The sequence below is a fragment of the Streptomyces sp. SID10853 genome (assembly GCF_010548145.1).
GTDB lineage: Bacteria > Actinomycetota > Actinomycetes > Streptomycetales > Streptomycetaceae > Streptomyces.
Genome location: NZ_JAAGLN010000302.1, coordinates 1 through 6,901, shown reverse-complemented (window position 1 = coordinate 6,901; position 6,901 = coordinate 1). Strand labels below are relative to the sequence as shown.

Sequence of the window (6,901 nt, the reverse complement as noted above, 5' to 3'; positions counted from 1 at the left end):
CTCCGCCGGGCCCACGCGCAGCTTGCCGAGCACCGTCCCCGGCACCCCGGCCGCCGCGCTCCGCAGCACCGCGGCAGCCGCCTCCTCCGTGATCCAGGCCCCGTCCGGCGCACCGCCGAGCGGCAGCAGCCTGCCGAGGCCGAGCCTGCTGCGGACGGCCTGCGCCAATCCGTCATGCCCCCACGATCCGTCACCCGTCATACCCCCACCCTGCCGCATTCCCGGCGCGTAACCGGGAAAGCGCACCTACCGTGGGCACAGAATCCACTACCGCTCGGAGAGGGACACACGGCGATGAGTGAGACCCCGCAGCAGCACCAGTCCGACATCTCTGGCAAGGGCCCGGCGGGCCAGGAGCCCCGGAAGACCGATGTGACCAAGCGTGGCGGCGGCGCTCCCGGCTCCCGCGGCCGCACCACCATCGCGGACGGCGTGGTCGAGAAGATCGCCGGTCTCGCGGCGCGCGACGTGCCGGGCGTGCACGCGATGGGCAGTGGCATCTCCCGGACGTTCGGTGCGGTGCGCGACCGGGTGCCCGGTGGCGGCAAGTCCGTGTCACGCGGGGTGAAGGCCGAGGTCGGCGAGGTCCAGACCGCTCTCGATCTGGAGATCGTCGTCGAGTACGGCGTGTCGATCGCGGAGGTCGCCCGCGATGTGCGGGAGAACGTCATCTCGGCGGTGGAACGTATGACGGGGCTCGAGGTCGTCGAGGTCAATATCGCGGTCAGTGATGTGAAGCTGCCCGACGAGGAAGACGATGAAGAGCCGGAGTCCCGACTTCAGTAACCCCGTACCTTCGGCTTAGGAGCGCACGATGAGTATGGCTGTGGTCGGCCTGTTGGCCGGTATGGCACTTGGCTTCGCCGGCTACTTCGGCGGCTTCGGAGCCTTTCTGCTGGTGGCCGCACTGGGTGCGGTCGGCTTCGTCGCGGGCAAGTTCGTCGACGGCGACCTGGAAGCCGGCGACTTCTTCCGCGGCCGCGACCACGGCGACGGGCGGCGATGAGCCCTCAGGTGGCGCCGGCCGAACGTGGTTCGACCCGTATCGCCGACCGGGTCGTGTCGAAGATCGCGGCGCAGGCGGCGCGTGAGGCGATCGGCACGGTGCCCGACGGCGGCACCGCCCCGAACGCGACGGTCACGGTGCAGGACTCCCGTGCGCGGGTGCGGGTGAGTCTGGAGCTCGGCTATCCGTCCGACATCGGCGCCCAGTGCGGAGCGGTCCGCCGCCGGGTGGCCCAGCGGGTCGAGTCGCTGGCGGGCATGGAGGTGCCCGAGGTGGCGGTACAGGTCGAGCGGCTGCACTCCGAACAGACCCGCGGCTCCGACCGGGGAAGGGCGCGATGAGCGAAGCGGACGACAGCACGCGACGGCTGCCCGTCATGGAGAAGGCCCCGGCCAAGCCCAGCAGCCCCGGTTCCGCCACCGCGTACGTACCGGCGCCCGGTTCGGGTGGCCGGGCGAGGCGTTTCTGGTCGGGGCGCAGAACACCGGCCGGCCTGCTCGCACTGGTGGTGCTCGCCGCGGCCGGGGTGCTGCTGTACGACGTGTCGGCGGTACGGGCGGGCCGGCCGGCGATGCACTGGCGCCGGGTGGTCGCCGACGATCTGGCGACGCGCCCCCTCGACAGCATCTGGATCAAGGTCTGTGCCGGTGTGGTGATGGCCATCGGCCTCTGGCTGCTGATCCTGGCGCTCACCCCCGGGCTGCGCTCGCTGTTGCCGATGCGGCGCGACAGCCCGCAGGTCAAGGCAGCTCTCGAACGGGACGCGGCGGCGCTGGTACTGCGGGACCGGGCCATGGAGGTGGCCGGTGTGCAGTCCGTACGCATCCGGATGAAGCGTTCCAGGGTCAAGGTGCGTGCCCGCTCGCACTTCGGCGAACTCGACGACGTACGGTCCGACTTGACCGACGCGATGGCGACGGGGATCACCGCACTGGGGCTCGGGTCGCGGCCCCGGCTCTCCGTGCGGGTCGGCCGTCCCGCCGGAAAGGGGTGATGTGGCGATGCTGAAGACGGTCAACCGGGTCCTGCTCACCCTCGCCGGACTGGTGCTGCTCTGCCTGGGTGGAGCGGTGCTGGCGGCGGGGCTGAATCTCTCCGTCCCGTCGTGGTGGCCCTGGAGCGGGCCGCACGACGTCCTGCTCAGCACCGCGCGCCGTACCAAGTGGCGTGGCGACAGCTGGTGGTGGCCGGTGGTCATCGCCGCGCTCGCCGTCATCGTGCTGCTCGCACTCTGGTGGCTCCTCGCGCAGCTGCGCCGCGCGCGGCTGTCCGAGGTGCTCGTGGACAGCCGCGACGGTGACGGAGCGCGGCTGAGGGGCCGGGCGATGGAGAACGTACTGGCGGCCGAGGCCGAGTCGCTGCCCGGCGTCGACCGTGCGGCGGTCAGGCTGACCGGCCGGCGTACCTCCCCGTCGGCCCGGATCGGGATGGCGCTCTCGGCGCACTCCGAGCCGGTTTCGACGCTCTCGCGTCTCACCACCGGGGCCCTGGCGCACGCCCGTGAATCGGCGGGTCTTGCCGGACTTCCCGCCGAGGTCAGGCTGCGTGCGGTGAAACACCGCGCACGCCGGGTGTCCTGAGCGAAGGCCCACGCAGCCGGGCCGCGGCCGGGCCGGAGTCAGGCCCGCAGCCGCGCCGCGGTCAAGTCGCGGCAGGGGCCGCGGTCAGGCGGTCAGTCGGACAGGCCCGCCAGGTCACGCAGCCTGCGGGCCTGTCCGGCGCGCTCGGCGGTGCGCTGTTCCTCGTACGTACGGTCCGCTGCCCCCAGCAGCAGCGCCTTGGTCTCGATGACCGCGTCGCGGGGGGCCGCGAGCAGGGCGGACGCCAGGTCCGCGACCGTGCCGTCGAGCTCGTCGGCGGGGACGGCCAGATTGGCCAGGCCCGTACGGACGGCTTCCTCGGCGTGCACGAACCGGCCGGTGGCGCAGATCTCCAGCGCGCGGGCATAGCCGACGAGCCCCACCAGCGGGTGCGTGCCGGTGAGGTCGGGGACGAGCCCGAGGCTGGTCTCGCGCATGGCGAACTGCACGTCCTCGGCGACAACCCGCAGGTCACAGGCGAGGGCGAGCTGGAAACCGGCACCGATCGCATGGCCCTGGACAGCGGCGATGGTGATCAGGTCGGTACGGCGCCACCAGGTGAACGCCTCCTGGTATTCGGCGATGGCCGCGTCGAGCGAGGCGTCATCACCGCGTGCCAGATCGAGGAAGGACGGCTCTCCGTCGAAACCCTCAGGCGTGAACGCCTGCCGGTCCAGGCCGGCGGAGAAGGACTTGCCCTCACCGCGCAGCACCACGACGCGGACACTGCCCGGCAGTGACCGTCCCGCTTCTGTCAACGCCCGCCACAGAGCGGGAGACTGGGCGTTGCGCTTCGCGGGGTTGGCCAGTGTCACCGTGGCAACCGCGTCCTCGACGGCAAGCCGTACGCCGTCCTTGTCGAACACGTAGTCGAGCGAGGTCATGGGGTCTCCGGTTCGGTGCAGACAGTTAAGTGACTGCACAGTAACCACCCTGCCGGCTGGTCGACCGACCGGGTGGCCACCATGGTGAACCGGTGAATCCAGAACCGGGCCTCTCGGCCCTGTCAGGCCGAAGCGGCCTTCTTGCCTCGCGTTGCTCCGCCGCGTCCTCGCAGCGTCACACCGGATTCACTGAGCATCCGATGGACGAAGCCGTAGGAACGGCCCGTCTCCTCGGCCAGTGCCCGGATGCTCGCACCGGAGTCGTATTTCTTCTTCAGGTCTGCCGCGAGCTTGTCACGCGCGGCGCCGGTAACCCGGCTGCCCTTCTTCAGAGTCTCGGCCACCCGTGCCTCCTCAAGGAAGTGCGCTCTGGACTCTCATGATCACCCCTCCCGGCCTTCCTGGCCACCCATTCGGCAAGGTCTGTACCGGAGGGATTTCCGTGTCCCGGCTCACTACGCGGACCGGATCGCCGCATTCCGGCAGCGGCGGAACGCGCACAGGACCGCCGCTGAGCACGAAAACGCTGGTCAGCGACGGTCCTGTGAAAGGAGTTCGGTACGGTCATGCGCCGAGCCCGCCGGACGGGCGGCGGGCAGCGGACACGCCGGGGTACGAGAGCGGCTCACTCAGATGAAGGATCACCCGTAAGCCGAATGATCCATTCGCGGTGGATCAGGCGACGGATCAGGCACTGGATCAGGCCAGTGCCACCAGGTCCGCGTAGTCCGGACCCCACAGGTCCTCGACGCCGTCCGGCAGCAGGATGATCCGCTCCGGCTCCAGCGCGTGCACCGCGCCCTCGTCGTGGGTGACGAGGATGACCGCGCCCTTGTAGGTGCGCAGAGCGCCGAGGATCTCCTCGCGGCTGGCCGGGTCGAGGTTGTTGGTGGGCTCGTCGAGGAGCAGCACATTGGCCGACGAGACGACGAGAGTCGCCAGCGCCAGCCGGGTCTTCTCACCGCCGGAGAGCACCCCGGCGGGCTTGTCGACGTCGTCGCCCGAGAAGAGGAACGAGCCGAGCGTCTTGCGGACCTGCACCAGATCGAGGTCGGGCGCGGCGGAGCGCATGTTCTCCAGGACCGAGCGGTCGGGGTCCAGCGTCTCGTGCTCCTGCGCGTAGTAGCCCATCTTCAGGCCGTGGCCCTCGATGACCTCACCGGTGTCGGGCTTCTCGGCGCCGGCGAGCAGCTTCAGCAGCGTGGTCTTGCCCGCGCCGTTGAGGCCGAGGATGACGACGCGGGAGCCCTTGTCGACGGCGAGGTCGACATCGGTGAAGATCTCCAGCGAGCCGTACGACTTGGACAGGCCCTCCGCCATGAGCGGGGTCCTGCCGCACGGCGCCGGGTCGGGGAAGCGCAGCTTGGCGACCTTGTCGGAGACCCGGACGGCCTCCAGGCCGGCGAGCAGCCGGTCCGCGCGCTTGGCCATGTTCTGCGCGGCGACGGTCTTGGTCGCCTTGGCGCGCATCTTGTCGGCCTGCGAGTTGAGGGACGCGGCCTTCTTCTCGGCGTTCTGGCGCTCGCGCTTGCGGCGCCTCTCGTCGGCCTCGCGCTGCTGCTGGTAGAGCTTCCACCCCATGTTGTAGATGTCGATCCGGGTGCGGTTGGCGTCCAGGTAGAAGACCTTGTTGACGACCGTCTCGACCAGCTCTTCGTCGTGGGAGATCACGACGAAGCCGCCGCGGTAGTTCCTCAGGTACTCGCGCAGCCAGACGATGGAGTCCGCGTCGAGGTGGTTGGTGGGCTCGTCGAGGAGCAGGGTGTCGGCGTCCGAGAAGAGGATCCTGGCCAGCTCGACCCGGCGGCGCTGACCACCGGAGAGCGTGTGCAGCGGCTGGCCGAGCACCCGGTCGGGCAGCCCGAGCGCGGCGGCGATGGTGGCGGCCTCGGCCTCGGCGGCGTACCCGCCCTTGGTGAGGAACTCGGTCTCCAGGCGCTCGTACTTCTTCATCGCCTTCTCGCGGGTCGCACCCTGGCCGTGCGCCATGCGCTCCTCGTTCTCGCGCATCTTGCGCAGGACGGAGTCGAGGTCACGGGCGGAGAGGATGCGGTCGCTGGCGAGGACGTCGAGGTCGCCGGTGCGGGGGTCCTGCGGGAGGTAGCCGACCTCGCCGGAGCGGGTGATGGTGCCCCCCGCGGGAACGCCTTCGCCGGCGAGGCACTTGGTGAGCGTGGTCTTGCCCGCTCCGTTGCGGCCGACGAGGCCGATGCGGTCGCCCTTGGCGATACGGAAGGAGGCGGACTCGATGAGGATGCGGGCGCCGGCGCGCAGCTCGATGCCGGAAGCGGTGATCACGGAAAAACTCCAGGGCGGTATGGACGGCGGAAGGGCAGGCGGAGGGTTGCTTCGACGCCGGCTAATGCACAAGGAGAAATGCCATGCGGCCCAGTCTAACGGTGCCACGCGGGCACTCTGTCGGTGCCCGGTGCCAGACTGGGAGAGCACCGCACACAAGCAGGACAAATCGGAAGCGTGAATCCGGCGGAAGGGTGTCCCGGCATGGTTGCCACGATCAGTCCGACGCTGTTGTACGACGACGCCAAGGTGGCCATCCGGCTGCTCAAGGACGCGTTCGGCTTCAGGGAGGTCGCTGTCTACGAGGACGAGGGCGGCGCGGTCCTGCACGCCGAGCTGGCCTACGGCGACGGCATGGTGATGCTGGGCACCCGGGGCCGGGAGGGGGTCTTCGCCAAGGCGATGGCGAAGGGCGGCCCGGTGGGCGTCTACGTCGCCGTCGAGGACACCGACGCCCACCACCGGCAGGCCGTGGAGCACGGGGTCGAGATCCTGATGCCGCCGACCGACCAGGACTACGGCTCCCGCGACTACATGGCGCGCGACGCCGAGGGGAACATCTGGAGCTTCGGCACATATGTGCCGGGCGGGGCGGCCTGAGGGACGCCGTTCGCGGGGCCTGCTCGCGGGGCCCTTGTGCGCTTCTGGCGCAAGGGCCCCGGGGCAGCCGTGCTCAGACGCCGCCGGTGTGCACCTGGAAGGCGGCCCGGCGCACCGCTTTGGCCAGGGCCGGGTCGGGGTGTGCGGCCGCCAGTGCCACCAGCACCTGCACCGTGCGCGGGTGCCCCACGGCCCGTACCTCTTCGAGCAGGGCGGGCACGGTGCCCTGGACCGCCGATTCCAGATGGCGGACCAGCAGGGTGCTCTCCCCGTGGTCGGCGACGGCGGCCGCCGTGTCCACCCAGAGCCAGGTCGCCTCCTCACGGGTGAGCGCGTCGTGGGCGTCCTCGGGGTCGGCGCCCTCGTACTCCGCGAGCCAGAGCACGGCGTACGGCCGGAGCGAGGTCTCATCGGCCGCATCCCGCACCGCGGCCTCCGCGGGCGCGCCGACCACCCGCAGCGCCTCGAAGGCGAGACCCCGCAGCAGCGCGTCCTCGCCGCGGGCCACAGCGAGCAGCTCGGTGACGGCGCTG

Annotated in this window: 9 protein-coding genes and 2 pseudogenes; 6 read left to right on the top strand and 5 right to left on the bottom strand. The window is 70.8% G+C overall.

The window, feature by feature from the left end:
- Window positions 1-201 (bottom strand): annotated as a pseudogene (locus G3I19_RS32845) (hypothetical protein); the annotation flags it as partial.
- Window positions 202-294: 93 nt separating this feature from the next.
- Here G3I19_RS32845 and G3I19_RS32840 point away from each other — a divergent pair.
- The 5 genes from G3I19_RS32840 to amaP are packed head-to-tail and all read left to right on the top strand — an operon-like array spanning window position 295 to window position 2,586.
- Window positions 295-786, top strand: coding sequence for an Asp23/Gls24 family envelope stress response protein (locus tag G3I19_RS32840; protein ID WP_164267365.1), 492 nt, complete (start codon window positions 295-297; stop codon window positions 784-786).
- 28 nt (window positions 787-814) lie between these two features.
- Window positions 815-1,006, top strand: coding sequence for a hypothetical protein (locus G3I19_RS32835; protein WP_164267364.1), 192 nt, complete (start codon window positions 815-817; stop codon window positions 1,004-1,006).
- Complete coding sequence (locus tag G3I19_RS32830) at window positions 1,003-1,347, top strand: Asp23/Gls24 family envelope stress response protein (RefSeq protein ID WP_164267363.1); 345 nt, start codon at window positions 1,003-1,005, stop codon at window positions 1,345-1,347. The genes G3I19_RS32835 and G3I19_RS32830 overlap by 4 nt, the downstream gene beginning before the upstream one ends.
- Window positions 1,344-2,000 carry a DUF6286 domain-containing protein gene (locus tag G3I19_RS32825; protein WP_164267362.1) on the top strand — a complete coding sequence of 219 codons (657 nt, stop codon included), beginning with the start codon at window positions 1,344-1,346 and terminating at the stop codon, window positions 1,998-2,000. Before G3I19_RS32830 ends, G3I19_RS32825 begins: the two co-directional genes overlap by 4 nt.
- 7 nt (window positions 2,001-2,007) lie before the next feature.
- A complete protein-coding gene (amaP, locus tag G3I19_RS32820) occupies window positions 2,008-2,586 on the top strand; it encodes an alkaline shock response membrane anchor protein AmaP (protein ID WP_164267361.1) in 579 nt (192 codons plus the stop codon).
- Window positions 2,587-2,678: 92 nt separating this feature from the next.
- Here the strand turns inward: amaP and G3I19_RS32815 are convergent, their stop codons facing one another.
- From G3I19_RS32815 to G3I19_RS32805, 3 genes are all read right to left on the bottom strand, one after another.
- A complete protein-coding gene (locus G3I19_RS32815) occupies window positions 2,679-3,470 on the bottom strand; it encodes an enoyl-CoA hydratase/isomerase family protein (RefSeq protein WP_164267360.1) in 792 nt (263 codons plus the stop codon).
- 122 nt (window positions 3,471-3,592) lie between these two features.
- Window positions 3,593-3,814: a helix-turn-helix domain-containing protein gene (locus G3I19_RS32810; RefSeq protein WP_006123601.1), complete on the bottom strand. Its 222-nt coding sequence runs from the start codon at window positions 3,812-3,814 to the stop codon at window positions 3,593-3,595.
- A 355-nt stretch (window positions 3,815-4,169) separates the two neighbouring features.
- Entirely contained in the window at window positions 4,170-5,768 is a 1,599-nt protein-coding gene (locus tag G3I19_RS32805) for an ABC-F family ATP-binding cassette domain-containing protein (RefSeq protein ID WP_164267359.1), read from the bottom strand.
- Window positions 5,769-5,972: 204 nt separating this feature from the next.
- Between G3I19_RS32805 and G3I19_RS32800 the strand changes: the two genes are divergently transcribed.
- Entirely contained in the window at window positions 5,973-6,368 is a 396-nt protein-coding gene (locus tag G3I19_RS32800) for a VOC family protein (RefSeq protein WP_164267358.1), read from the top strand.
- Window positions 6,369-6,441: 73 nt separating this feature from the next.
- Here the strand turns inward: G3I19_RS32800 and G3I19_RS32795 are convergent.
- Window positions 6,442-6,901 (bottom strand): annotated as a pseudogene (locus G3I19_RS32795) (hypothetical protein); the annotation flags it as partial.

Bases quoted from the DNA above. Each gene is read 5' to 3' on its own strand.
- G3I19_RS32835 (WP_164267364.1), top strand. From the start codon at position 815: ATGAGTATGGCTGTGGTCGGCCTGTTGGCCGGTATGGCACTTGGCTTC.
- G3I19_RS32825 (WP_164267362.1), top strand. From the start codon at position 1,344: ATGAGCGAAGCGGACGACAGCACGCGACGGCTGCCCGTCATGGAGAAG.
- G3I19_RS32840 (WP_164267365.1), top strand. From the start codon at position 295: ATGAGTGAGACCCCGCAGCAGCACCAGTCCGACATCTCTGGCAAGGGC.
- amaP (WP_164267361.1), top strand. From the start codon at position 2,008: ATGCTGAAGACGGTCAACCGGGTCCTGCTCACCCTCGCCGGACTGGTG.
- G3I19_RS32830 (WP_164267363.1), top strand. From the start codon at position 1,003: ATGAGCCCTCAGGTGGCGCCGGCCGAACGTGGTTCGACCCGTATCGCC.
- G3I19_RS32815 (WP_164267360.1), bottom strand. From the start codon at position 3,470: ATGACCTCGCTCGACTACGTGTTCGACAAGGACGGCGTACGGCTTGCC.
- G3I19_RS32800 (WP_164267358.1), top strand. From the start codon at position 5,973: ATGGTTGCCACGATCAGTCCGACGCTGTTGTACGACGACGCCAAGGTG.